We start from the raw sequence: 23,375 nt of genomic DNA, 5'->3' as shown, positions 1-23,375 counted from the left end.
GCCGGCGTACGCCGGCACCGGCTAGTTGCTCGGTTGCGGGAGTGTGCAACCCATCTTCGGGTTCATTCCCAGGTAGTTCAGCGGTCCGGCGAGGACTGTGACCGCCAGGGTCGTGACGTGGGAACATTGGGCCGGCGGTTCGTTGAAATAGCCACGCTGCCCGGCGGCGACCAGCCCCGCCACGAACCAGACGAGGATGACAATACTTACTACTCGGCTACCCATGGCACCTGCTCGAATCGATGAGTCCGGCATGTCGGTCGTTTCCTTCCACATCGGTACTCTCCGAATACCCGGTAGTGGCGGGCTGATGCGCCGGTGGCGCCGGTCTCGCACATATGGGGGTTATCGACGTGGGCGGCCGTTTTTTCTTCAGCGCAACGGGTTCGGCAGCAACATTCCGCCTCCGGGCTCGGCGGTCCGGTGCCGGGCGGGGGTGCCCCGGCCGGAGCGGTGATGCACGATTCGGCCGAGTCCGACCGAGCCGGACGTCACGGAGCCGGCCGGTCGTTCCGTGACGCTCCTTCCGTGTGTCCCGCGCCGGTCACTCGCCGCGTGCGGGGTGCGCGTCGGCGTGCTCCGTACCGAGTGTTGCCGGCCCACGGACAGCCGGATGTCCCGAACGGCGCGGTGCGCCTGTCGTTGCCCCGGATCGCGTCGGCCGGTGTACGGACACGTATCGAGGCCGGCGCAGACTGCACCGTCGTGGGCGTGTCGATGTGCGTAGGTGAGGGTGCGGCGCAGGTACGCCTACCATGGGGGAGTGTTCGAACTGGCGATGCTGGCGGTCATGGTGGCCGCACTGGTCGGGATGCTGGTCCTGGTGTTCCGGGGGCGGCGGGGTACCGCGTTGCCGCAGGACGCCGAGGTCGGATCGCTGTATCTCACCGGGGTGAGCCCGCGGCCCGAGGCGATGGGCGAGCAGTTCGTCACCGTCACCGGGAACCTTTCCGGCCCTTCCGAACCGGGGAAAGTGGTGTACGGGCGGCTGGTCTGGGATGCGGCCTACTGGCCGGCCATCGGCGATACGCTCACTGTCGCCTACCCGCCCGGTAAACCGGATCGGTGGCGGATCGTCGAACCGGGGAAGTAGCTACCGAGCGGCCTCAGCCGAGAACGGTGGCGACGATCCCGGCCAGATAGCCGAGGCGCGCCACCTCCGAAGGCCGGAAATCGGGTCCGCCGGGACGGCCCAGCAGCAGAGCTTTACTGGACGGTCCCAGCGGCGCGGCCGCCATCTTGGTGTCCATATCGCGCCAGATCTCGGGCACCCAATCCGCGTCGGCGTCGAGAGCGAGGGGTTTCTGCAACGGCATCCACGGCACCGAGGCCGCCTGGGTCTGCGGTGCGCTCTGGCTGCCGACCAGCCGGTAGGCACCCTGCGGGCCGATATCGAGCACCGTGCTCCACCCCACCCGCAGCACCCGCGGGATACCGTCGACCAGCACCTGTAAGCGGTCGTCGCGGGCATTGGCCACATTGTCGATGAGTTCGAGTTCGCGGTGGGTGTCGAGGACACCGGAATAGGGCCGGATCGAATCGACTCGCACATCACCGAGCGATTCCGCTGCGGTGATGAGCGTATCGGGAAGCGCGTTGGGGGCTATCTCGACCACCAGATCGTCGACGGCGAACCCGGCGCCGCGTTCGACCACATCCAGCGAGAGGATATCGGCGCCGACAGTCCCGAGCGCCACCGCCAATGATCCGAGGCTTCCCGGACGATCCGGAAGTTGCACGCGGAGCAGATATGACACGTGCGTTTCCCTTTCCTTCTGCGGCCGAGGCTCTGAACGAATACCCGGTCTGCCCATCCTTACACCCATTTCGGGCGGTTATCGACTCGAATTGTGCGCGCTGACCGCCGCGCAACGGTAGCGGACGGCGAGAATCGGGTGACCGGAGGTGCCCGGCGTGGCCTCGCGACCGACCCCGGCCGGCCGCACCATTAGGCTGTTCGTTGCTCGTGATCCGTATCCGAACTACACGCCGAAAGGGGTTCGCGGTGACCGCCATCTCCCGCGACGAGGTCGCACACCTCGCCCGGCTGTCCAGGCTCGCCCTGTCCGAGGCCGACCTCGATCAGTTCGCCGGACAGCTGGATTCGATCCTCAGCCATGTGGCGACCATCTCCGAGGTGGCCGCCGCCGATGTTCCGGCCACGTCCACACCCGATCCGGTGACGAACGTGACCCGCCCCGACGAAGTCCGTCCCGGGCTCAGCCCCGAGCAGGCGCTGTCCGGTGCACCGGCCAGCGAGGACCAGCGTTTCCTGGTTCCGCAGATCCTGGGAGAGGGCGAATGAGCGAGTCAGGCCCGGAGCAACACAGCATGAGCGAGCTGACCCAGCTCGGCGCGGCCGAACTCGCCGCCAAGATCCACGACCGGGAAGTGTCGTCGGTGGAGGTGACCCGGGCGCATCTGGACCGGATCGCCGAGGTCGACGGCGACTATCACGCGTTCCTGCATATCGCCGGTGAACAGGCGCTCGCGGCCGCCGCCGAGGTCGATACGGCACTGGCCGGCGGGCAAGCGCCGGCCTCGCCACTGGCCGGGGTGCCGCTGGCGCTCAAGGACGTGTTCACCACGACCGATATGCCCACCACCTGCGCGTCGAAAATTCTCGAGGGCTGGGTGGCGCCGTACGACGCCACGCTGACCGCCCGGCTGCGGGCCGCCGGTATCCCGATTCTCGGGAAAACGAATATGGACGAGTTCGCGATGGGGTCCTCCACCGAGAACTCCGCCTACGGGCCGACCAAGAATCCGTGGGACACCGGGCGTATCCCCGGTGGCTCCGGCGGTGGTTCGGCGGCGGCGCTGGCCTCGTATCAGGCGCCGCTGGCGATCGGCACCGATACCGGCGGGTCGATCCGGCAGCCGGCCGCGGTCACCGCGACCGTCGGCACCAAACCCACGTACGGCACGGTTTCGCGGTACGGGCTGGTCGCGTGTGCGTCCTCGCTGGACCAGGGCGGTCCCTGCGCCCGCACGGTACTGGACACCGCACTGCTGCACGAGGTGATCGCCGGACACGATCCGCGCGATTCCACCTCCCGTGACGTACCGGTTCCGCCGGTGGTCGAGGCCGCGCGCCGGGGTGCGGGCGGGGATCTGCGCGGTGTGAAGGTCGGCGTGGTCAAGGAACTGCATTCCGACAGCTACCAGCAGGGTGTGCTGGCCTCGTTCGATGCCGCGGTGGGTGTGCTGAAGGATCTCGGCGCGGAGGTGGTCGAGGTGTCCTGCCCGCACTTCGAGTACGCGCTGGCGTCCTACTACCTGATCATGCCCAGTGAGGTCTCGTCCAACCTGGCCAGGTTCGACGCCATGCGGTACGGCCTGCGCGTCGACGACGACGGTCACCACAGCGCCGAGCAGGTCATGGCCGCCACCCGGGCGGCCGGGTTCGGGCCCGAGGTGAAGCGGCGCATCATGATCGGCACCTACGCGCTGTCGGCCGGGTACTACGACGCCTACTACGGTCAGGCGCTCAAGGTGCGCACGCTCATCGCGCGCGACTTCGACAGGGCCTACGAGCAAGTCGATGTCCTGGTGTCGCCGACCAGCCCGTTCACCCCGTGGAAGCTGGGGGAGAAGGTCGACGATCCGCTGGCCATGTACCTGTCGGACCTGTGCACCCTGCCCACCAACCTGGCCGGGCATCCGGCGATGTCGGTACCGTCGGGCCTCAGCCGGGACGACGGGATGCCGGTGGGTCTGCAGATCATGGCCCCCGCGCTGGCCGACGACCGGTTGTACCGGGTCGGCGCGGCCTACGAGGCGGCGCGCGGACCGATCGCCTGAGCAGTCCTCTGTCTACAGTCGCGGGCGGTGACCCTTTGCGGGTCGCCGCCCGCGGTGTATCCGTCGGCCCCGCCACGCGGCGGCAGTCGCTCGGTGTGCTGCCGGGCGAACCGGTATCGCGGGTGCCGGGCGGGTCCGGTGTCGGGACGGCGAGCGTTCTCTGCCGGGCCTCTGCTCCTGCGCAGTAGCTGCGTGCACGTCCGGTAGGTCGATACGGTCGAGTTCGCGTCCGATCGACCTCGGCGGCGATGTTTTCGGCGACGTCGGGCGCCGCGGGCGGGCCACCTCCAGGGGCGCAAGCCGAGTGTGGGCGGTCGGAAGCGCGATCGGCACGCGCGCCTGGTGGTGCGAACACGCCGCCCCGTCGGGCGTCGGGGTGCCCGGGATCCACCGCGCCGAGTCGCTCGTGCCGGTCCGGTGTGCCGGCGGTGTCGGCGTGGTTCGCTCCCGGTGTAGGGCTCGAGTCGTGGGTGGTGCCGGCCGTGGGAACGGGCCGCGTGGGGTCGCTCGGACGGTGGGAGCAGGCCAGGAGAGAGTCAGGTTGTATGCCGGCGTTCGGCTTCGCGTTCCACCGCGGTGGTCATAGCCGGGAAACCGCGGCGGAAACCGCGGCCGAACAGCAGGCCCACCAGCGGCGCCAGCCGGCCGGCGAGTTCGAAATGCGATTCGTAGCGGGTGCGGTCGCCGTCGAGCGGGGTCAGGGTATGGGTGCGGTTGCTGCGTAGCGCGCCGAAGGGGAGCGGTTTCATGGAGTAGCCGAATTCCCGGCCCGCGGTGACGGTGTGGATGAATTCCCGCATGGGGATCGGCAGCGGCATCAGCTGCTGGACCCGCATATCGATCGGCGCGCCGACGGTCAGCTCGGCGCGGCAGCGGCCGATGAAGGGATTCCAGTCGCTGTACCGGTCGAATTCGGTGAGGACCGACCACACCACCTCGGTGGGGGCGTCCACTTCGACCACGTCGTCCACAACAATCACGCCCCCAAACTAGAACGTGTTATAGACGGGGGTCAACCGGCCGCGCGGCCGTGCCGGACCGGCGATTTCCCGGGCACCGGAAGCAACGGTAGCTGCGGCAGCGGAACCGGGTCCGCCGGCAGCCGTATCGGGCCGGGCAGGACGAACCGCGGGCGGCGCCGCGCGGTCCGGGCCGACGCCACGATATGCCCGGGATGCGCCGGTAGGCCGCGATGATCGCCGACCCCGACGATCGCCGGACGGCGGACCCGCCGATGCAGCCGCCGCGCGCCCAGGACCAGAGCCACGATGGCCGACAGTCCGAGAGCGAGCAGCCGCAGTAGCCACGGCTGGGTCGGATGTTCGGTGGCGGCCTGGGTCGCCGCCTGCGTGAAGGTTTCCACCACCGGGACCCCGTAGTGCTGGCGGCGGGAGTTCAGCTCCACCGCGGTGGCCGCGACCGAGGCGAGGGTTTCGCAGCGGGTCCGCACCATCGGCTCGGCATGCGCGTCGCAGGCCTGGTGCAGCCGCACGCCCAGGGCGCGGTCCAGTTCCTGCCGGGCCCACGGGCCGAGCGGGGCGCCGACACTGTCGGCGTAGCGGAGCAGGTCGTAGCCCAGGTCGTGGGCCATACAGGCGGTATCGAATTCCGGCGGTAGCTCGACCGGTGACGAACAGTCACCGTCGGGTGCCACCAGCACCCCCTGCCGCAGTACGGGGTTGTAACCGGAGTGGGCCGCGAAGCCGCGCGGTATGGCCGTCGCGGCCGCCCGGCCCGGATCACCCGAGGTCAGATCTACCACCGCCAGTCCGGTGGGGCCCGTGATCGAACCGTCGAAACCGACGGCGTCGGAGGCGGGCGCCGATACCGCCGTGATCGCCAGACCGAGCAGGGCGGCGCCGGCGAGCACGGGCGGGGATATCCGCCGCAGCCGGTGCCGTTTCCGGCGCCGGTGATCGTCACTGGGTGAAGCCATGGTGGGACACCTTAAGGGCAGAACCTGTGCGTTTCCGAACGGCACCGTAGGCGGTGCGGGCCGGTGCGAGCGTGGTGGCGCGCCCGCATCCGGCGGGCAAACCCCGGCGCCGCGTGGTCCGCCGTTATTCGCAGCCGGGTAGTGCGGTGCCCTGGTCCACGTCGTAGCGGTGGCCGTGACCGGGTGGCGCGGCCAGGGCTCCCAGCAGATCGACGGTGGTCTGGACGAAACTCACCACCGGCAGCCATCCGGGGGCCGGGGCATCTCGACGTGCGCCGGTCAGGTCCGGTGGCCGCCACAGCAGGTCAGGTGTCCAGTGCACGACCGGGTCGGACGTGTTGGCCAGCACCGCCGTCCGTGCCCCGGGCTCCGGCCCACCGCCGCCCGGCATACCCGCCCACAGCACCGAACACGCCCGGCGGTTCTGCTCGGCCGCCCCGGCGAACACTGCGCTACCGCCGAGCGCACCCAGGCTCTGCCCGTACAGATACAGCCGCGGCGGGTCCGGCAAGGTCGCGGCATGTTCCTCGATGGCCGTGAACAGCGCACGGGCCGAAGCCGCGGCGGAATCCCGGCCGAGCACGAACGTCGCCCAGCTCGGCAGGTGTGAATACTGCAACGCCGCCACCGCGAAATCGGCTCCGAACCGGGCCCCGAACCCGCGCAGAGCCCGCGCGTCCACCCAGCCCGAACCGGTCGGGACAGCCACCACCAGATGCGAACGGTCGAACGCGCCGGCCCGCTCGAGCTCGCGGACGGCCAGCTCGGTCCGGGACGCCAGATCGGGTGCCGACCGCAACCCGACATACACCCGCACCGCTGCAGCCGGGCCGTTCGTGACGAATCGCTGCCCTTCCCGCCCCAGCGAAGCCCAGCTCACCAGCGATTCGGCGCTACCGGATCGAGTCACCGCGGCGGGTCGCACGAGACCGGAATCCGCACCACCACCACCACTCACCGCCGCCGGCACCCCGAAAAAGGCCAGCGGCAGCGTCGCCACCACCGCCATCACCAACCCGCGCGACCAGCCGATCCGCCGCAGCAACCGGCCGGCCCCCGATGCCGCGGCCACCAGGACGACGCTGAGCACCAACGACCCGATCGCCCAGAAGAACCAGTGCTCCGGTCCCGTCCGCGCGACCCCCATGGCATCGCGCAGCGTGTTCTGCCACGACACCGCGTGCAACACCGCGACGGCCGCAGCCGAAACAGCCGCGCTCAGCACCAGATGCCGCACTGCCGGCACACCGGCCATAAGGTCTGCGGCCGCCCGGCTTCGGTCCCCGGTGAAAGCACCTGCGCGCCGCCCGATCAGCAGGTGTGCCGGCCGGTCGGCAAGCGCCCGCCGCGGCCGGCCGCCGATTCCGTCGATGAGTGTGTTGGCAGGTTGCCCGTCGCGAGCCGGCGACGCAGGGAATGGTCCGTCGGTGGACAGGGCGCCGGACGGGCTCAGGCCGCGGAAGCCGATTCCGCCGTGTGGCAGTCGCCGGCCCGGGGCGCCGCGCCGGCGACGGGAGTGCAAGACCCCGCAGATTCGTGCGATACCGAGCAGGGCGACGACCAGTACCGAGGTGAGGACGGCCTGAGTGGCAGCCGAGCGCGGAAGCAGGCCGGGGGTCAGCGACAGCATCGTGCCCAGGGCAACGGCGAGGGTGGCGCCGACGGGGAAACCGCGGTCTAGCAGGCGGCGGAAGTTTCCGCGCGCGGTTGTCGCGATTGCGGCCGGGGAGAGCGGGGGAGCCGCTACCCCGGTACGGGGTGGTGCGAACGGCCGGAGCAGGAACAGTGCCGGTGGCCGGAGGGACTGGACCGATGCGGCGGGGGCGATGTCTTTCATGCGAACTCCTGCCGGAACGGGGTCACCGAGAACGCGGCGCGTGCCGAAACCGCCGGTGATGTGTGCAATGGCCGCGCGCCCAACGGCTTCCGCGAATGGAGGCCGCCGGTCGGCAGCTCGGGGCGTGTCTGCGGGCCGGTCTGTTCTTGCCGTGCGCCGCGCTGCGCCGGCCCGGCCGCAGCCGGTGCGGCTTTGCCGGTCCGGCGCGCCACGACGGCCCACGCCGGGCGGCGGAACCGGGCGCCCGCGAAGGTGCGCCGGGTCAGCAACACCGCGAAAGCGGCGAATACCAGCGCGATTACGCGCGGCAGCCAGGTCGTGGTCGTTTCGGCGAACGAGAAATGCTCGACCACCGGAACCCCGTAACCCTGCCGCCGCGAATTGAGGTCCACCGCTGTCGCCGCGATCCCGGCCATGGCGGTGCAGCGGGTGCGGGCAAGTGGGTCGGGGCGGTGCCGGCAGGCCGACAACATCCGGTCGGCGAGTGCGCGATCGAGGTCGCGGCGGGCCCACTCGCCGAGCGGATGCCCGGTGTGCTGGGCGTAGCGCAGCAGGTCGTACCCGAGGTCGTGGGCCTTGCACGGAGTCTCGAACTCCGCCGGCAGCGGTACCGGGGACGAGCAGGAGCCCTGCGGAGCGACCAGGATTCCCTCGACGACCCTCGGGCGGTATCCGGTGACGGCGCGGAAATCGTCCGGAAGCCGCGATGCGTCCGCGGCGTCCGCGGCGGTCAGCGCGCGCACGGCGGCTGCGGCCGGAGTGGCGTCGGCCGGTGGTCCGGCGGCATCGGCCGTGGGTACCGTCAGCAGCGATGCCGCCACGGCGGCCCCCGCTACGGCAAGCGCGGCGGGCCGGCGGCGCACCGGTGCCCGGCGGCGCGCGGCAGTGTTCGAGACAACCATGGCCGTGACGGTATGAATCGTGCACGGTCGCAGACGTCCCGCTCAGGAGGGGTTTCGGGCCCGCTCCGGGCGGGGAGGACGGGCGGGATCTACCCCGGGTGTACGGGCCGGAATTCACCCCACGGTATGAGGTGGAACCAGATGGCGGTTCGTAGTGTCGGGGCCATGATGGAGTTCAGTGCCGCGCAACCGGCCGCGAAGTCGCCGCCTCTCCGGAGCCGGCTCGCCCGCTTGGGACCCCGATGGTGGGTGGATGCGGGCACGGTCCTCGTGGCGCTGGTGTTGTTCACAGTCGCCTGGCCCACCCTGCACCTGACCCATGACGTGCCCTGGTCGATCGCGCCGCTCGTCGCGGCCTTCGCGGCCCTGCCGGTCCTGCTGATCCGCCGCAACGCACCGTTGGGCTGGGCTGTCTCCGCCGGTTCGGCGCTGCTCATCGCCCTGGCCGTACCGAACGAACCCGGCGAGGCGCTGCCGTTTCAGGTAGTGCACATCCTCGCTCTCTACTTCCTGGTGTTCGGGGTGGCGTTGCGGTCGCCGCCGCCGCTGGTGGCCGTGGTGTGGGCGGCGACCTCGCTGCTGCTGGGCGCGGCGCTCGCCGAGGAAGGGGTCGGCGCCGATCCGTGGGCCTGGCCGGTTTCGCTGGCCGCGACCGTGTTCGTCGCGGCGCTGCTGCGTTCGCTGATCCGTTCACGCTCCGAATTGAACCGGCAGACCGAAGTCAGCGAACTCGAACGTGCGCGGCGCACCATTCTGGAGGAGAAAGCGCGCATCGCCCGCGATCTGCACGATGTGGTGGCGCACCATATGTCGCTGGTGGTCGTGCAGGCGCAGACGGCCCCGTACCGGGTGAGCGGTGTGAACGAGGCGGCGCGGGCCGAATTCGAATCGATCGGCGCCACCGCCCGGGAAGCGCTCAACGAGATCCGGGGCCTGCTCGGTGTGCTGCGCAGCGACGGTCAGCTCGCCGAGCACACCCCGCAACCCACCGCGGCCGATCTGGAGGCATTGTTCCTCTCCGCGACCCGGGCGGGTGTGGACCTCACCTGGTCGGTCGAGGGCACGCTCACGGCGATACCGGATACCGTGGGCTCCGCGCTGTACCGGATCGTGCAGGAATCGCTGGCCAACGCCGGCCGGCACGCGCCCGGCGCCGCGGTCCGGATCGGGATCGACTGTGCCGATACGGTCACGCTCAGCGTCGTCAACGGTCCGGGTACCGGTCCGGCCGCCATCGGAAACGGCGGACACGGGATTGCGGGCATGCAGGCGCGAGCGCTCGCGGTCGGCGGCCGGCTGACCGCGGAACCGACGGCAGACGGTGGATTCCGGGTCAGTGCGCTGCTGCCTCGCACGGTCGCCGTGGACCTGACCACGGCGACCGTCACCCAACTCGGTACGCCCGGATAGGGTGAGTCGGCTGCAACGACCGCACGACGGTGCAGGAAGCAGGCGGCTCGGTCTCGACCGGACCGAGGGGCCCCGAACCCGCGCTGCCGGCGGCGGCGCGAACAAATAAGCTGAGCGCGTGGCAATAACCGTGTTGATCGCCGACGATCAGGCCATGGTCCGGCAGGGGTTCGGGGCATTACTGGCCGCGCAGCCCGATATCAGTGTGATCGGTGACGCGCCGGACGGGAAAGTGGCGGTCGCCGAGGCGGCGCGGTTACGACCCGATGTGGTGCTCATGGATGTCCGGATGCCGGAGATGAACGGTCTGGATGCGGCGCGTTCGATCCTGTCCGCGGGGTTCGATCCGCCGGTGCGGGTGCTCATGCTGACGACCTTCGATATCGACGACTACGTCTATGAGGCGCTCGGACTCGGTGCCAGCGGGTTCCTGCTCAAGGACGCACCGGCCGAGGAGTTGGTGCGCGCGGTGCGGGTGGTGGCGGCCGGGGAGGCGCTGCTGGCGCCGACCGTGACCCGGCGGTTGATCGCCGAGGTGACGATGCGGCGGTCCGCGCGCCGCACCCCCTCGCCCGCGCTGGCGGCGCTCACACCGCGGGAGCGCGAAATTCTGGAGTTGGTCGCCCGGGGGATGTCGAATACCGAAATCGCCGAGTCCCTGTTCATTGCCGAGCAGACGGTGAAAACCCATGTGTCGAAGGTCTTCACCAAATTGGATCTGCGTGATCGGGCGCAGGCGGTGGTGCTGGCCTATGAATCGGGTCTGGTCACCCCCGGCTGATCGGATCGTCAGATTTTCATGGAATGCGCGGATTACCGTTGTCACGACGGAACCGGCGGTGTGTGCCCGGTAGGCTCACGAGTCTGTCAGTCACCCGAAGGGGGTCGTGTTGCTCAACAGCGGTGACGTGTTCGCCGGGTTCACCATAGAGCGGCAACTCGGTGAAGGCGGAATGGGTGCCGTGTATCTGGCCCGGCATCCCCGGCTCGGGAAATTGACCGCGCTCAAACTGCTCAAACCGGAGTTGTTCGCCGACGCCGCCATCCGCACACGTTTCGAGCGGGAAGCGGATCTGGCCGCCGCACTGGATCATCCGAGTATCGTCACGGTGTACGACCGCGGCGCGGAAAACGAGCACCTGTGGATGTGCATGCAGTACATCGACGGGGCCGACGCGGGTACCGTGAATGCCCTGACACTGCCCCCGGAGAAGGCGGTGCACATCATTGCCGGTGTCGCCGACGCGCTCGATTACGCACACGGAATGGGTGTTCTGCACCGGGATGTGAAACCGTCCAATGTCCTGCTCGCTCGGGCCAATACCGGTCAGGGGGAGCGGGTATTCCTGACCGATTTCGGGCTGGCGCGGTTACGTGCGGAAACGGTCCGGTTGACCCAGACCGGAATGTTCACCGCGACCCTCGCGTTCGCTTCCCCGGAGCAGATGACCGGCGGCGATATGGACGGCCGTTCCGACCAGTATTCACTCGCCTGCACGCTGTACTGGTTGCTGACCGGAATGGCGCCGTTCGATTCCCCGAATCCGGCCGATATCATCCACGGGAATTTGCAGCTGGCACCGCCGCCGCTGGCGGTCAAACGGCGTGGTCTGCCGCCGGGCCTGGATCCGGTGCTGGCCAAGGCGATGGCCAAACATCCCGCGCACCGGTACCGGACATGTGCGGAATTCGCCGCGGCCGCGGAGCACGCGTTGACGGCGCCTGCGCCCGCGCCGGTGACGGAAACGACCGGACCCGGCCTCGGATTCGGCGCGCCGGCACCGGGTTACGCTCCCGCGCCACCCGTTCCGCCGGGTGCGCCGGCTGCCGGGCCGCCGGGTTATCCGGCCGACGGCCGATATGCGGGCGGTTCGCCCTCGGCGGTACCGCCGCAGCCGGCGGGCTCGTCGCGCGGGCCGTCTGTGGAACAGACCGGCGGTGCGGTGGCGCCGGCCCGTGCCGATACCACGGCGGGACAGGCCGATCCGACCGGCGCGCAACCCACTGTCGCGATAACGCGACCGGCGCCGCCCGCCCGCTCACCCGGTTCGGCGGTGGAGCAGACCGGTGGGTTCGGCGCCGTACCGGCGAACGTGGAGCGGACCGGCGCGAATCCGCAGGTACCGGCAGGGGGCGAACATACCGGTGGGATACCGGTGGTGCCGGGGGCGCGACCCGAGCACGCCGGCGCACCGGCTGGTTACGCGGGCGAATCGGTGGAAACCAGCGGCGCCACGGCGACCATGCGGCACGGCGGTTACGCGCCCGGCCCACCCGGCTATTCCGCGCCGCCCCCGGGATACGCCCCGCCCGGTAATACCGCACCGCCGATGCGGCGCAACCGGGCACCGTGGATCGCCGTGGCGATTCTGGTGCCGCTCATCGTGCTCGCGCTGGTCGCGGCGGTGGTGGTGGTGCTCCTGGGCGCCGACGATTCGGACTCCGGCAGCGCATCGGCCCCGCCGCAGACCTCCACCCTGGAACGGGAGCCCACCAGTACGGCAGGCCCCGGTGATTCGCCGGGCGGCGAGCCCGGCGACCGCACCCGCCGCTTGTTCCCCAGCCTGCTGCCGCAGGGTTCGGAACTCGACGGTTTCGGTTACCAGGATGCGCGGTGCAGCCGGTTCGGTCCCGGCGATCGGATCCCGCTGCTACCGGATGTGCCGGTCTTCGACGATGTGCTGGACAGCCGGCCCTGGGACGCGATCTGGGATTGCCGGCAGATTCAGCTGGATCCCACCCGGATGGACTACACGATCGTCACCTACCCGGACGCCGAAGCCGTCCGCGAGGTGATCGCCGGACTCCCCGCACACGAGACGTCGGTGGGCACCAAATCCGGCGAAGCGTACACCTCGCATGTCTGGGAAGATACCGGCACTCGCGGCCAGTTCACTGTGAACATGCTGGTTTCCTTCGGCTCCGGCGGGGACTCGCCGCGCAGCAACTCGCTGCTGTTCGTCCGGAAATGGAGTCCGACCGCACGGCAGGACATCCACCTCTGGTGGGCCGACGCGCCCCTGTAGTAGTTGCCCGCCGCTGAACCCGGATCGCCGGTCACCAGCCCCGTGCCCGGGGCCGCACGAGCGTTTCGGCGCTCGCGCCCGGTGTCGGGCTGCCCCGGTTGTTACGCGCCGACGGTGTGGGCGATGGTGCGTTCGTCCGATCCGATGCGTCCGTCGCCGAGGGTGACCACGCGGTCGCAGTAGTCCACCGCGCCGCGGTCGTGGGTCACCATGACCACCGAATTACCCGACCCCGCGACCTCGGCCAGCAGCTCGAGGATCGAAGCGCCGGTTTTCGAGTCCAGGTTGCCGGTGGGTTCATCGGCCAGGATGAGCGGCGGGTCCATGATCAGAGCACGCGCCACCGCCACCCGCTGCATCTGTCCACCGGACAGTTCGGCGGGTCGGTGCTCGGCGCGCGCACCGAGCCCGACCCGGTCCAGTAGTTCCAGCGCCCGCGGCTTGGCCTTGCGCAGCGCTCGGCCGTCCAGCAGTTTCGGGACCGCGACGTTCTCCCACGCCGACAGGGTGGGCAGCAGATTGAAGAACTGGAATACGAACCCCACCCGGTGCCGGCGGAATTCCGACTGCTGGTCCTCGCTCAACGCGCCGATTTCGGCACCCTGGAACCGGATCGACCCCGAGTCGGGGCGGTCCAGCGCGCCGAGCATATGCAGCAGCGTGCTCTTGCCCGATCCGGACGGGCCGATCACGGCGGTGAACTCGCCCGCGTCCAGGCGCAGGCCGATTCCGTCGAGCGCCCGCACCGGCTGTTCGCCGACCCGGTACTCCTTCACGACGTCGGTCAGTTCCAGCATGGCCGGCTGCGTCATCGCCACCCCGTCTTCCACAGATATCGGCCGGGAGTGGCTCACGCGACCAGCACCCGCGACGCCGTCCGGGCATCCAGCACTGCACGCAGCACCGGCTGTTCGGCCGCAAGCTCGAGGTATGCCTCGTCCACGGTCCGGCTCTGGGCCGCACCCAGTTCCAGCTTGGCGTCCAGATGAATGTTCCACCGATAGCGCAGGGCCGCAAGTACTCCGTGCGGTCCGCCGAACAATCGGTCGAGGCCGGGGATATCGTCGAACAGGTCCGCACGGGCCGGATCGGCGGCCGCGCGGTCGAGAACCGTGCGCAGGATTTCGGTGCGCAGATGCTGTTCTGTCCAGGACATGATCCGTGCCCTTTCGGTCGGGGCCTGGGGTGCGCCGACCGGTGCGATCCGGTGCGGCGTCGGCGCGTTCCACGCTACGGACCGGGCTCCCGCTTTTCGTCGTGCGGCAGGCGTGAATCGATCTCCTACCGGGGTCGGAGGCGAGCCCCGGCCTCGGGTGGATGTTTCCGGGGGCCGGGCTGATTACCCTGGAAACGTGCCTGAGAGCTACCTCACAGCCGGTTCCGCGGCGGGCAGTGCCCGGCGGCGCGTGGAGGAGGGCAGCCGTGCGAACACGGCGGACGGCCGTACCGAGGTCGTGGGCGGTATGAAGGCCATCGACCGCCCCGGCCGTGCGGACGGGGTCGCGGGGGGTGATGCAGGTGCCGCGGTGGGGCAGGGCGGGGATGCTGTTGCCGGCGCATGTGCCGCGGCGGTTCCGGCGGCGGGTTTCGGCTGTGCTGATGCGGACGAGGTCGCGGGAGGTGTCGAAGGTGCTGCGGCCGGGCTGAGCGGGGGCGCTGGTGACGGTGCTGGGGCGGGTAGCGGCCCGGATGCCGGTGCACTAGATGATCGCCGGTCGGTGGCAGCTCGGATCGGCCGGGCGTGGCGCCGGTTCGCGGACCGGTGGCCGAGCGGGCGGTTGCGGCCCGGCTGGCACCCGCTGGGCGACCTGCCGTTCGACTACCCGCCGAAGGTGGTGTTGTCCGCCGATCTCGCGCTGCTCGTCCTCGGTCTTGTCGCCTGCCTGCAACGGCACGAGTACTTCCCGACCGTGCTGCCGTTGCTCGCCGTAGTGCTGCTGTTCCTGTCGGTACCGGCGTATGTGCTGTTCGGGATCGTGCCGCGGCCGCTGGCGCTGGGGCTGGCGACGATGGTTGCGGCGGCGCTGTTCTTCGCGCAACCGGTGGAATCCGATTTCGCGCCGTTCGTGCTGATGGTGGTGGCCGCCGAGATCGCGGCGATCGCGCCGAAACGGGTGAGTATCCCGCTGGCCCTGCTGGCGACCGTGGAACTGGTCGCTTTCGCGGTGCTGAGTCAGGCGCTGTGGGAAAACGACTACCTGCGCACCGGGGTCCCGATGTACGCGCTCGGCATCCTGCTCGGCTGGCTGGTCGGGGTGATGCTGCAGTATCAGCGGCTGTACCTGTATCAGGAACGGGAGAACCAGAACGTGCGGGCCGCGCAGGCCGCGGCGGCCGAACGCAACCGCATCGCCCGCGAGGTGCACGATGTCATCGCCCATTCGCTCACCGTGACCCTGCTGCACGTGACCGCCGCGCGGCATGCGCTCACCACCGACAGCGATGTGGTGGAGGCATCGGACGCGCTCGCCGACGCCGAACGCCTGGGCCGTCAGGCCATGGCCGATATCCGGCGCACGGTGGGACTGCTGGATTCCGGGCGGGCCGCGGCGGGCCCGGAGCCGGGCGCCGACGATATCTCCGACCTGATCGACGACTTCGCCAACGCCGGGGTGACCGTACGCCGCCGGGTGACCGGTGAGCTGGACCGGATCTCCGCGGCGGTCGGCCTCGCGCTCTATCGCATCTGCCAGGAATCACTGGCCAATATCGCCAAACACGCACCCGGCGCGGCTGTCGAGTTCGCGCTGGAGGTCGGCGCGCGGTCGGCGGTCGTACGGGTGCGCAATCAGCTCCCGCCGGGCGCGCGTATCGGGCACGGCACCGGTGTCGCGGGAATGCGGCAGCGGGCGGAGGGGCTCGGCGGCCGGATCCACATCGGCCCCGAAGTCGGCACCTGGATCGTGCGGGCGGAATTTCCGTTGCACGACCGCGCGCAGCCGGTCGGCGGTTCCGCCCCCGCGGCCCGCGAGCAACACTGTGCGCTGACGAAATCGGTCGGTGTTCCCCGGCTTCGTAGCGGGTGAGATGGGCGCCGAAGCGAACCTGCCGGTACCGGCCGCCTGTGCACAGGAGGAACAATGACCAGGGCCGATAGCGATCCGGAACCTCTCGAGGTGCTGATCGTCGACGACCAGGAACTCGTGCGCGGCGGGTTGCGCCGGATTCTGCGCCGCCGCGACGGGTTCCGGATCAGCGAATGCGCCGACGGGGACGAAGTACTCGCCGCGGTCGCGACGCATACGCCCGATATCGTGCTCATGGATCTTCGGATGAAGCGGGTGGGCGGGATCGAGGCCACCCGGCTGCTGCGGGCCCGCGCCGACGAACCGCCGGTGCTCGTGCTCACCACGTTCGACGACGACCAGTTGCTGTCCGGGGCCCTGCGCGCCGGCGCCGCCGGGTTCCTGCTCAAGGATTCCCCCGCCGAGGATCTGATCCGGGCGGTCCGCACCGTCGCCGCGGGCGGGGCGTGGCTCGATCCCGCCGTCACCGGCCGCGTCCTGTCGGCCTACCGCACCTCCGCGGTCGCTCCGGTCGTGCCGCCCGCCGGTGGGGAGCTCACCGGCCGCGAATACGAGGTGCTGGCCCTGATCGGCCGGGGCCGGGCCAACAGTGAGATCGCCCACGCGCTGGGAATATCGGAGGTCACCGTGAAATCCCATGTGGGCCATATCTTCGGCAAACTGGGACTGCGGGACCGTGCCGCGGCCATCGTGTACGCGTTTGACCGGGGTGTGGTTTCCCCTGGACAATCCTAGGTTTGACGGGCAGCCCGGCGCGACTACGCGGCCGGGTCGATACGGCGCCCGCGACGTGGAGAGGATGGACGGGTGCAGGCGCCAGGTTCCGAAGTCGGCGGACGGTTCGGTCCTTACGAGCTGCGTTCCCTGCTGGGTAGCGGCGGGATGGGCGAGGTCTACGAGGCCTACGACACCGTCAAGGACCGGGTGGTCGCGCTCAAACTGCTCTCCGGCGGTCTGGTCGGCGATCCGGACTATCAGACCCGGTTCCGCCGCGAATCGCAGGCCGCGGCGCGGCTGGCCGAACCGCATATCATCCCCATCCACGATTGGGGGGTGATCGATGGCCGGCTGTTCATCGATATGCGACTGGTGGCCGGCACCGATCTGCGGGCCGTGCTGCAGTCCGGCGGTCCGCTGACCCCGCAGCGTGCGGTCACCGTGATCGAGCAGATCGCCGCCGCTTTGGACGCCGCGCACGCCGACGGGCTGGTGCACCGCGATGTGAAACCGGCGAACATCCTGGTCACCGACGCCGATTTCGCCTACCTCGCCGATTTCGGGATCGCCCACCATGCCGGCGATTCGGCCGTGACACAGGCGGGGGTCGCGGTCGGTTCCTACACCTATATGGCGCCCGAACGGTTCGAGCGTGTCCCGGTCACCGCACGTGCCGATATCTATTCGCTGGCGTGTGTCCTGCACGAATGTCTCACCGGCGCGCAACCGTTCGACGCTGCGAGTATCGGCATGCTGATCCGGGCGCATCTGGCCGAACCGCCGCCTCGGGCAAGCCTTCAGCGAACCGGGTTGCCGGCGGCATTCGACGATGTGATCGCATGCGGTATGGCCAAGGATCCGCACGAGCGTTTCGCTACGGCAGGAGAACTAGCTGTCGCAGCCCGTACCGCATTGAACTCCCCGGCACGTCCGCCGCATCCCGACGCGGCATCCGCACCGGGAACCGGCGAATTCCCCGCAACCCCCGCGTCTGCCGCGGAGGCCCCGCCGACCGGCGGTATACCCACCCTGGTGGTCCGTATCCCGAACCGGGACGAAGACGGCGCCCCGGACCAGACCACGACCCTGCCCGCGATCATCCCCGGCGATCCCACCTCGGTGCGCCCGGCCGAATTCGAGTTCACCCCGATCGCCGCCGACGAGCCGGCCGAACCCGAAGCCCCGGCGGCCGGTATCCGCCCGTTCCCCGACGCGCATCTGTACCAGGATCAGCAGCTGCATCCGGCCGCCGATCCCGCGGCGCGCCCGGATGCGGCGCCGGCCACCGGTGGGATGCCGGTCGCGGACTTCTACCCGCCCGACCAGGCGACCCGCATCTACGGCCAGGGCCTTGCCCGCACCGCGCCCGGCGCCGAGAAGACCACCAACGTCTTCGAGCCGTCGCCCGCCGCCCCGGGCCCGGACCCCGCCGGGGCCGATGCCACGCGCGCCTACCGGCTTCCACCGGGGCCCGACGACCATGCCTACGGCTCGGACCAGCACACATACGGCCCGGCCGACCCGTCTGCCGATCCGCATGAACGCGATTACGGAGCGGGCGATCAGCCGCCGGCCGGGTATGCCCACGGGCCGGACGGTCCGGACTACTCGGACCGGCATCCGTATGTCCGGGACGAGCAGCCGTCCGAGCAGTACGAGAACTACTCTCCGACCGGCCACCCGCTCGAAGGCCGCGCTCACGGTCAGGGTGAACAAGGCTTCCGGCCGTACGAACGCGGCTACCGATCGGGCGAGTACCCGATGGACGCACACGCCGACGGCGCTTTCCGGCCGAGTGAGCACGGCTACCGGCCGGAGGACGACACCCGGCGGATGGACGAGCAGGCCCACCTTCCGACCGGCCGCGCGTACGGTCCCGACGAGCACGCCTATGCGCCGGACGAGCGTACGCCCGGGCCGGGCAGTGCGGCCGACCCCGCTGCCGGGGACTGGTGGACCGCCGAGCGCGGGGACGCATCCGACGACCAGTACCCGCCCGGCGCGGTCCCGCCGGGACCCGCCGGCCTGTTCGGTTACGGTGGCGCCGGCCCCGATCCGGTGGCGCCACCGCCCGACTCCTACGGTGCCGGGCCCGCCCCGCAACCCGACCCCTATGCCGCCGCCTACGAGGCCGGTTACCGCGACAGCTATCTGGCGAACGCGGCCCGCCCGCCCGCGCCTGCCCAGGAGGATCGGCGGTCCCGCGCGGTGCCGATCCTGGCCGGCGCCGGGGTGTTCCTGATCGTCGTGCTGATCGCGATTGCCGGGTTCGCCTTTCTCGGGTCCGGCGACGACGCATCGCCGAGCGCCGCCGAATCCACCGGTGGCGCCACGACCACCGCCGCGCGCAGCAGCGCGCCGGCCACCTCCACCGCGCCGACCCGCACCTCCACCACAACCACCACCACCCGCGCCGAGCTGCCGGCCGGAGCGCAGCCCTGTACGACCGCGTCCGGCGGCGGGGCCTACGGTTCGGCGGCGGCCGGTACCACGGTGACCAGTTGCGAATTCGCCGAAGCGGTCCGGCAGGCCTACCTGGATCCCGCGGTGGTCTCCGCCGAGGGCGAACCGGTTTCCGTCGAGGCCACCAGCCCGGTCACCGGACAGGCGTACACCCTCGAATGCGTCGCGGCCGACGGCCTGGTCACCTGCCGCGGCGGCAACAACGCCGTCGTGTACCTGTACTGATCGGCCGGTACGCGGGATGCGCGGGCCCGCGCAAAGTTCGCGGGTCCATCCGGGCCGGGCTATGGTCGCCGATGAAGTACGGTGCTTCGACCGGGTACGAAACTGTGGGAGATCGCAATAGTCATGCGCAGAGCTGTGTCGACCGAGAAGAAACGGGAACTCTTTCCGGCCCGGCGCCCGCTCGCCCTGCTCGGCTGCCTGCTCACCGCCGCAGTCGTCACCGCCTGCGGTTCCGATGCCGCCGAACCCGCAGCGCCGGCCACCTCGGTCACCCAGGCGGCCGCGGCCGATTCACCCGGCGCGGAAGTGCTGATCACCGTTCCCGGCACGCTGGCCGCCGATTTCGTCGAATTGGAGCGGGCGCAGAAAGGCGAACTGGGGCTGGCGATCATGCCGGTCGGTGGGGAGCGCCTCGTCGGAATGGGGAAATGGACCACCGGCCCGGCCTGGTCGACGATGAAGGTTCCGCTGGTTGTCGCCGCCGAGCGCAAGAACCCCGGCGGGCAGACCTATGCCACGTCGGCGGCCATCACCGCCTCGGACAACTCCGCTGCCGAAAGTCTCTGGTCGGCACTGGGCACCCCGCGTGCTGCCGCGGCGGCGGTGCAGGCGGTCCTGCGCGAAGGCGGGGACGAGACGACAGTGGTCCAGGAGAAACCGGTCCGGTCGGGGTATTCGGCCTTCGGCCAATCCGAATGGTCGCTGGCCGATCAGGTGCGGTTCGCGGCCGAACTGCCCTGCCTGCCCGGAGCCGATACGGTGATCGAACTGATGGGTTCGGTGAACGCGAATCAGCAGTGGGGGCTGGGTTCGTCCTTCGCCGAGGCGCAATTCAAGGGCGGCTGGGGTCCCGACCCCGACGGCGCCTATCTGGTGCGCCAGTTCGGCCTGGTTCCCGTCACCGGTGGCATGATCGCGGTCGCTCTTGCCGCACAACCGGATTCGGGCACCTTCTCCGACGGGATGAACATGCTCGACGAGATGGCGGGCCTGATCTCGCAGCATCTGGCCGAATTCACCGGCGGGTCCTGCCCGGCCTGACAGCGGCGTGCGGGCGCGCCGGCGCAGGCGTTACCCGACATTCACGGGCCCGGGGCGGCGCGGCGGGCCGGAAGCGGGCAAGATGGGCGCCATGCGCATCGGAATCCTGACCGGCGGTGGGGACTGTCCGGGACTGAACGCGGTGATCCGTGCCGTCGTCCGCACGGCGAACGGACGCTACGGCGACGCCGTCGTGGGCTTCGAGGACGGCTGGCGGGGACTGCTCGAGGACCGCAAGATCCGCATCCAGAACGACGACCGCACCGACCGCCTGCTCGCCAAGGGCGGCACCATGCTCGGTACCGCCCGCACGAACCCGGACGTGTTGCGGGCTGGTCTGAGCCGGATCCGGCAGACCCTCGACGACAACGGCATCGAAGCGCTCATCCCGATCGGCGGGGAAGGCACCCTCACGGCCGCCAGCTGGCTGTCCGAGGAAGGTGTTCCCGTGGTCGGCGTACCGAAAACGATCGACAACGATATCGATTGCACCGATGTCACCTTCGGCCACGACACCGCACTGTCCATCGCCACCGAGGCGATCGACCGGCTGCACACCACCGCGGAATCCCACCAGCGGGTGATGCTCATCGAGGTGATGGGCCGGCACGCCGGCTGGATCGCGATGCACGCCGGGATGGCGGCGGGCGCGCACCTGACCCTGGTGCCCGAGCAGCCGTTCGACGTCACCGAGGTGTGCGCGCTGATCAAACGCCGCTTCCAGCGCGGGGACAAACATTTCATCTGCGTGGTGGCCGAAGGATCGCATCCGGCCCCCGATTCCGGGTTCACCCTGCGCGAGGGCGGTGTCGACGAGTTCGGGCACGAACGGTTCACCGGGGTCGCCCAGCAGCTCGGAATGGAGATCGAGCGGCGGATCGGCAAAGAAGTCCGCACCACCGTGCTCGGTCACGTCCAGCGCGGCGGCAGCCCTTCCCCGTACGACCGCGTTCTCGCCACCCGCTTCGGCCTGCACGCCGCCGAGGCTGTACACGCCGGCCATTTCGGCCAGATGGTGGCGCTGCGCGGCACCGAGATCGGCCTGGTCCCGTTGCACGAAGCGACGAAACAACTCAAACGGGTCCCCGCCGACCGTTACGACGAAGCACAGGCATTCTTCGGCTAGCCTCCGCCCTACGGCCCACGTGTCCGCGAGAAGCACCCGGCCCGCAAAATCGAGCAGGAACCGGTGCATCCGCAACGCGGTCCCGGTGAAGTTTCCCGAATCCGCCGTAAACGTCTCAGCCGCACGCGACCTTGCCGCACGACGTCCTCGCCGCGGTGCGCGCTCGGCAGTGCATGAGCTCGGCGCGGTGTCGGCCCGCGAGGGACGCCAGCGCGTCGGGCCGGGCCTCCAGCACCACCCGACCTGAGTCGCCGCCGGTCGGATCCCCACCGCGCCGCGGTGTGGGCCGAGCGGACAACCGGGCCCCCTCTGTCAGTTTTTCCGCCCCTCTGCACAGCCCACATTGTCGGGAAGTCCGCTGCCCGGACTACACCGATCACACGGCGGCGAAGTCCACTCGCGACCCCGCCCGCGCTGTCGACCGCCGAAGACGGCTGCGGGCAAGGGCCGCGGCGTTACAGTCTGACCATGCGCCGTGGCAGGGGAGCGTTGCCGGTAGTGGTTGTGTGGTCGCTCGTTGCGATGCTGGCCGGCTGTGGAGCGGAGCCGGCCGACGATCGCGTGGCCGGCCGGTGGCACGGTGCCGTCGAAGTCCCCGGCGCTCCGTTGGTGGTGGGGGTGGAGTTCACCGGCCGCCACAGCGGTGTCATCGATATCCCCGCCCGGCAGGTGGCGAGCCATCCGCTGACCGACGTGGTGGCCGAACCCGACGAGGTGCGGTTCGGGATCCGGGATATCCCCGGCGACGCCCGGTTCGACGGCCGGCTGGACGAATCCGCCGGGACGATCGTCGGTGATTTCCGCCGCTCCGGGCAGACTTTCGGGCTGACCTTGAATCGCGCACCGGTGCCGCCGCCGGCCCGTCCGCAGGAGCCGCGGCCACCGTATCCCTATCTCTTGGAGGAGGTTTCGTACCAGAGCGGCGACATCACCGTCGCGGGCACGCTGACCAGGCCCGATACGCCGGTGCCGGTGCCGGCCGTCGTCCTCGTCAGCGGGAGCGGTCCGCAGGATCGCAATGCGGAGATCGCCGGCCATCGCCCGTTTCTGCTGCTCGCCGATAGCCTCACCCGCGCGGGTTACGCGGTGTTGCGCACCGACGACCGCGGTGTGGGCGGTACGGGCGGCAACTTGGAACAGGCCGATTACGCCGATCTGTCCGCCGATATCGAGGCGGGTCTCGGCTACCTGCGCGGCCGTCCGGATATCGACCCGGCCGGGATCGGGATACTCGGGCACAGTGAGGGCGGCTATCTGGCGCCGCTGGTCGCCGCGCGGCCCGCGAACGGGGTTGCGTTCGTGGTGCTCATGGCCGGGCCGGCGATCACCGGTACCGATATCGTCTTCGACCAGGGCACCCGGGCATTCGAGGCCGCCGGCGCGACCCCGGAGCAGGTCGACGACCATCGCGCTTTCCTCACCGACTGGACCGCCGCGCTGCGCGCCGGCCGGCTCACCAAAGCAGCCCGGCTCTGCGAAACCTACAACCGGGGGCTGCCGGCCGAGTTGCGTACCGCCAGTGAACTGCTCACCACCCAGAACACGCCGTATATGGCCGCGCTGGTGTCCTACGATCCCGCGCCGGCCCTGGCCGCGCTCGAGATGCCGGTCCTGGCGCTGTACGGGTCGAAGGACGCTCAGGTGACCGAGGACCCGAACGTGGCGACCATGCGTGCTCTGCTGGCCGGCAACCCCGACTCGGAGATCCGGGTTTTCGACGGGCTGAACCATCTCATGCAGCCCGCCTACACCGGCTTGCCCAGCGAATACGAATCCATCGAGACCACCGTCGACCCTGTGGTACTCGATGCCGTCACCGGCTGGCTCGGTGCGCGGATACCGGCAGGTTGAGGTGACCGCCG

20 protein-coding genes are annotated in these 23,375 nt (G+C 70.2%); 12 read left to right on the top strand and 8 right to left on the bottom strand.

Annotated elements, in window-relative coordinates; genetic code table 11:
- Positions 1 to 21 precede the first annotated feature (21 nt).
- A complete protein-coding gene (locus IU448_RS08470) occupies positions 22 to 225 on the bottom strand; it encodes a hypothetical protein (protein WP_228812076.1) in 204 nt (67 codons plus the stop codon).
- A 538-nt stretch (positions 226 to 763) separates the two neighbouring features.
- Between IU448_RS08470 and IU448_RS08465 the strand changes: the two genes are divergently transcribed.
- On the top strand, positions 764 to 1,093 hold the full coding sequence (locus IU448_RS08465; protein WP_416382967.1) for a hypothetical protein: 330 nt from the start codon (positions 764 to 766) through the stop codon (positions 1,091 to 1,093).
- Between the two features lie 13 nt (positions 1,094 to 1,106).
- On the opposite strand, the gene IU448_RS08460 is transcribed toward IU448_RS08465, so the two are convergent.
- Positions 1,107 to 1,757 carry an amino acid-binding protein gene (locus tag IU448_RS08460; RefSeq protein ID WP_033241261.1) on the bottom strand — a complete coding sequence of 217 codons (651 nt, stop codon included), beginning with the start codon at positions 1,755 to 1,757 and terminating at the stop codon, positions 1,107 to 1,109.
- A gap of 248 nt (positions 1,758 to 2,005) precedes the next feature.
- Between IU448_RS08460 and gatC the strand changes: the two genes are divergently transcribed.
- Both gatC and gatA read left to right on the top strand, forming a co-directional pair.
- Positions 2,006 to 2,305, top strand: coding sequence for an Asp-tRNA(Asn)/Glu-tRNA(Gln) amidotransferase subunit GatC (gene gatC, locus IU448_RS08455; RefSeq protein ID WP_195054834.1), 300 nt, complete (start codon positions 2,006 to 2,008; stop codon positions 2,303 to 2,305).
- 26 nt (positions 2,306 to 2,331) lie between these two features.
- The gene (gene gatA, locus IU448_RS08450) at positions 2,332 to 3,804 is read left to right on the top strand and encodes an Asp-tRNA(Asn)/Glu-tRNA(Gln) amidotransferase subunit GatA (protein ID WP_195054833.1); all 1,473 of its coding nucleotides are present in this window, start codon (positions 2,332 to 2,334) and stop codon (positions 3,802 to 3,804) included.
- 536 nt (positions 3,805 to 4,340) lie between these two features.
- On the opposite strand, the gene IU448_RS08445 is transcribed toward gatA, so the two are convergent.
- The 4 genes from IU448_RS08445 to IU448_RS08430 all read right to left on the bottom strand — a co-directional run bounded on the left by IU448_RS08445 (position 4,341) and on the right by IU448_RS08430 (position 8,479).
- Entirely contained in the window at positions 4,341 to 4,784 is a 444-nt protein-coding gene (locus IU448_RS08445; RefSeq protein ID WP_195054832.1) for an SRPBCC family protein, read from the bottom strand.
- 32 nt (positions 4,785 to 4,816) lie between these two features.
- Positions 4,817 to 5,740 carry a hypothetical protein gene (locus tag IU448_RS08440; RefSeq protein WP_195054831.1) on the bottom strand — a complete coding sequence of 308 codons (924 nt, stop codon included), beginning with the start codon at positions 5,738 to 5,740 and terminating at the stop codon, positions 4,817 to 4,819.
- 124 nt (positions 5,741 to 5,864) lie between these two features.
- Positions 5,865 to 7,577: an alpha/beta-hydrolase family protein gene (locus IU448_RS08435; RefSeq protein ID WP_228812073.1), complete on the bottom strand. Its 1,713-nt coding sequence runs from the start codon at positions 7,575 to 7,577 to the stop codon at positions 5,865 to 5,867.
- Complete coding sequence (locus IU448_RS08430) at positions 7,574 to 8,479, bottom strand: hypothetical protein (protein WP_195054830.1); 906 nt, start codon at positions 8,477 to 8,479, stop codon at positions 7,574 to 7,576. Before IU448_RS08430 ends, IU448_RS08435 begins: the two co-directional genes overlap by 4 nt.
- 141 nt (positions 8,480 to 8,620) lie before the next feature.
- On the opposite strand from IU448_RS08430, the gene IU448_RS08425 reads away from it, so the two are divergent.
- The 3 genes from IU448_RS08425 (at position 8,621) to IU448_RS28800 (ending at position 12,915) form a co-directional block, all read left to right on the top strand.
- On the top strand, positions 8,621 to 9,889 hold the full coding sequence (locus tag IU448_RS08425; protein ID WP_228812072.1) for a sensor histidine kinase: 1,269 nt from the start codon (positions 8,621 to 8,623) through the stop codon (positions 9,887 to 9,889).
- Positions 9,890 to 10,007: 118 nt separating this feature from the next.
- Positions 10,008 to 10,670 carry a response regulator gene (locus IU448_RS08420; protein WP_195054829.1) on the top strand — a complete coding sequence of 221 codons (663 nt, stop codon included), beginning with the start codon at positions 10,008 to 10,010 and terminating at the stop codon, positions 10,668 to 10,670.
- A gap of 106 nt (positions 10,671 to 10,776) precedes the next feature.
- Positions 10,777 to 12,915 (top strand): serine/threonine-protein kinase, encoded by a 2,139-nt coding sequence (locus IU448_RS28800; protein WP_280456652.1) that lies wholly within the window; start codon positions 10,777 to 10,779, stop codon positions 12,913 to 12,915.
- A gap of 101 nt (positions 12,916 to 13,016) precedes the next feature.
- Here IU448_RS28800 and IU448_RS08410 read toward each other — a convergent pair whose 3' ends face one another.
- Entirely contained in the window at positions 13,017 to 13,727 is a 711-nt protein-coding gene (locus IU448_RS08410) for an ABC transporter ATP-binding protein (protein WP_195055126.1), read from the bottom strand.
- A 38-nt stretch (positions 13,728 to 13,765) separates the two neighbouring features.
- A complete protein-coding gene (locus IU448_RS08405) occupies positions 13,766 to 14,071 on the bottom strand; it encodes a hypothetical protein (RefSeq protein ID WP_195054828.1) in 306 nt (101 codons plus the stop codon).
- A 196-nt stretch (positions 14,072 to 14,267) separates the two neighbouring features.
- Here IU448_RS08405 and IU448_RS08400 point away from each other — a divergent pair, with 196 nt between their 5' ends.
- The 6 genes from IU448_RS08400 to IU448_RS08375 all read left to right on the top strand — a co-directional run bounded on the left by IU448_RS08400 (position 14,268) and on the right by IU448_RS08375 (position 23,364).
- A complete protein-coding gene (locus IU448_RS08400; RefSeq protein ID WP_324188535.1) occupies positions 14,268 to 15,941 on the top strand; it encodes a sensor histidine kinase in 1,674 nt (557 codons plus the stop codon).
- Positions 15,942 to 15,995: 54 nt separating this feature from the next.
- Positions 15,996 to 16,676 (top strand): response regulator transcription factor, encoded by a 681-nt coding sequence (locus IU448_RS08395; RefSeq protein ID WP_195054827.1) that lies wholly within the window; start codon positions 15,996 to 15,998, stop codon positions 16,674 to 16,676.
- A 72-nt stretch (positions 16,677 to 16,748) separates the two neighbouring features.
- The gene (locus IU448_RS29700) at positions 16,749 to 19,346 is read left to right on the top strand and encodes a serine/threonine-protein kinase (RefSeq protein ID WP_416382966.1); all 2,598 of its coding nucleotides are present in this window, start codon (positions 16,749 to 16,751) and stop codon (positions 19,344 to 19,346) included.
- Positions 19,347 to 19,481: 135 nt separating this feature from the next.
- Positions 19,482 to 20,387, top strand: coding sequence for a hypothetical protein (locus IU448_RS08385; protein WP_324188534.1), 906 nt, complete (start codon positions 19,482 to 19,484; stop codon positions 20,385 to 20,387).
- A 91-nt stretch (positions 20,388 to 20,478) separates the two neighbouring features.
- Positions 20,479 to 21,513, top strand: coding sequence for an ATP-dependent 6-phosphofructokinase (locus tag IU448_RS08380; RefSeq protein ID WP_195054826.1), 1,035 nt, complete (start codon positions 20,479 to 20,481; stop codon positions 21,511 to 21,513).
- Between the two features lie 468 nt (positions 21,514 to 21,981).
- Positions 21,982 to 23,364 carry an alpha/beta hydrolase family protein gene (locus IU448_RS08375; RefSeq protein WP_195054825.1) on the top strand — a complete coding sequence of 461 codons (1,383 nt, stop codon included), beginning with the start codon at positions 21,982 to 21,984 and terminating at the stop codon, positions 23,362 to 23,364.
- Positions 23,365 to 23,375: the final 11 nt, after the last annotated feature.

This window comes from Nocardia flavorosea (assembly GCF_015477805.1).
GTDB lineage: Bacteria > Actinomycetota > Actinomycetes > Mycobacteriales > Mycobacteriaceae > Nocardia > Nocardia flavorosea_A.
The sequence above is the reverse complement of the archived record's forward strand: the minus strand, read 5'-3'. Positions and strand labels throughout refer to the sequence as shown.

What these genes read in the sequence shown, in the direction of transcription:
- IU448_RS08470 (WP_228812076.1), bottom strand. Translation starts at nt 225, where the DNA reads ATGGGTAGCCGAGTAGTAAGTATTGTCATCCTCGTCTGGTTCGTGGCG.
- gatA (WP_195054833.1), top strand. Translation starts at nt 2,332, where the DNA reads ATGAGCGAGCTGACCCAGCTCGGCGCGGCCGAACTCGCCGCCAAGATC.
- IU448_RS08440 (WP_195054831.1), bottom strand. Translation starts at nt 5,740, where the DNA reads ATGGCTTCACCCAGTGACGATCACCGGCGCCGGAAACGGCACCGGCTG.
- IU448_RS08435 (WP_228812073.1), bottom strand. Translation starts at nt 7,577, where the DNA reads ATGAAAGACATCGCCCCCGCCGCATCGGTCCAGTCCCTCCGGCCACCG.
- IU448_RS08430 (WP_195054830.1), bottom strand. Translation starts at nt 8,479, where the DNA reads ATGGTTGTCTCGAACACTGCCGCGCGCCGCCGGGCACCGGTGCGCCGC.
- IU448_RS08425 (WP_228812072.1), top strand. Translation starts at nt 8,621, where the DNA reads ATGGCGGTTCGTAGTGTCGGGGCCATGATGGAGTTCAGTGCCGCGCAA.
- IU448_RS08410 (WP_195055126.1), bottom strand. Translation starts at nt 13,727, where the DNA reads ATGACGCAGCCGGCCATGCTGGAACTGACCGACGTCGTGAAGGAGTAC.
- IU448_RS08405 (WP_195054828.1), bottom strand. Translation starts at nt 14,071, where the DNA reads ATGTCCTGGACAGAACAGCATCTGCGCACCGAAATCCTGCGCACGGTT.
- IU448_RS08395 (WP_195054827.1), top strand. Translation starts at nt 15,996, where the DNA reads ATGACCAGGGCCGATAGCGATCCGGAACCTCTCGAGGTGCTGATCGTC.
- IU448_RS08380 (WP_195054826.1), top strand. Translation starts at nt 20,479, where the DNA reads ATGCGCATCGGAATCCTGACCGGCGGTGGGGACTGTCCGGGACTGAAC.
- IU448_RS08375 (WP_195054825.1), top strand. Translation starts at nt 21,982, where the DNA reads ATGCGCCGTGGCAGGGGAGCGTTGCCGGTAGTGGTTGTGTGGTCGCTC.